Source organism: Polynucleobacter sp. 35-46-11, assembly GCF_002281105.1.
The window spans coordinates 1-1,175 of sequence record NZ_NCFJ01000676.1 but is presented as its reverse complement, the minus strand read 5'-3'; the positions used below and the strand labels follow the sequence as shown (position 1 = coordinate 1,175).

Genomic DNA, 1,175 nt, shown 5'->3' with positions numbered 1-1,175 from the left:
TTTTTACTGCCTGCTGGACCTTTGCGTGAGCCTGCTTTCCGAGAGCGAGATGCCACATTGATGACAGGCGCAAATACAACTGCAACTCCAGTGGATGAGTATTTTTTAGGCCGCCGCGCATTTACACTCTCTAGCCAACTAGGCGTGCCCTATCAACTAAATTCCCCTGGTAACACACAATCTCTAGAAGCTATTGCAGGTGCATATCTTCCCAATGAGATCACCGCTGTTGCAGCCATTGGTAATCCCCAACGCTTTTTTGATGATTTACTAAAACAAGGCATTACTGGAAAATGTATTGGCTTGGCTGATCACGCTAGCTACACCCCAGAGTTTTTTACATCCATCAACGCAAAATGCATCCTAATTACGGAAAAGGATGCCGTAAAATGCACCTCTATACAGGACGAACGTATTTGGGTTGCTCCAATGAACCTGAAGATCCCGAATACATTAGCAGATTGGTTGCAGTCTATTTTGCAAAGACCCGATCCAAATCGATACACTTTATAAAAAGAGCAAAGATTACATATGGACAAGCGCTTACTTGAAATTTTAGTGTGCCCTTTATGCAAAAGCACTTTGCATTTGGATGCCGAAAAACACGAACTCATTTGCAAAGTTGATCGCCTGGCTTACCCCATTCGCAATGACATCCCAGTGATGCTGGTTGATGAGGCCCGCAGCCTTACTGCCGATGAAATCAATTAATTGTTGATTAAGCGCAATCTAGCGAATGAGTATTCAAACTTCTAAACCGCCTGAATTTTTAGTTGTTATTCCTGCCAGACTAGGTTCGACTCGCTTACCTCGTAAGCCCCTCGCCGATATTGGTGGCAAGCCGATGGTGATTCGTGTGGCCGAGCGTGCACAGCAATCCAATGCGCAAAGCGTAGTGGTGGCAACTGATTCACCAGAAATTCAAGCAGTATGCGATGAACATCGTATCGAGTGTTTATTAACCAGCCCTGACCACCCAACTGGTACAGACCGCATTGCAGAAGTGGCACAACTTTTAAAACTTCCAGCAGATACCTTAGTCGTCAATGTCCAAGGTGATGAACCCTTGATTCCGCCAGAGCTGATCAATCAAGTTGCTCAAACTTTGGCTGACAATGCCGCCTGCGCGATTTCAACTGTTGCAGTACCCATTACAGATGAAGCGGAAATCACGA

At 45.4% G+C, this 1,175-nt stretch carries 3 protein-coding genes; all 3 read left to right on the top strand.

Going from position 1 to position 1,175, the window contains the following annotated elements:
- A partial coding sequence (locus B7Y67_RS18700) for a tetraacyldisaccharide 4'-kinase (RefSeq protein ID WP_293599918.1) occupies positions 1-513 on the top strand: 513 nt, incomplete at its 5' end.
- Positions 514-531: 18 nt separating this feature from the next.
- On the top strand, positions 532-711 hold the full coding sequence (locus B7Y67_RS18695; protein ID WP_293599917.1) for a Trm112 family protein: 180 nt from the start codon (positions 532-534) through the stop codon (positions 709-711).
- A gap of 25 nt (positions 712-736) precedes the next feature.
- Positions 737-1,175 (top strand): NTP transferase domain-containing protein (locus B7Y67_RS18690; RefSeq protein ID WP_293599916.1); only part of this gene is annotated, 439 nt, incomplete at its 3' end.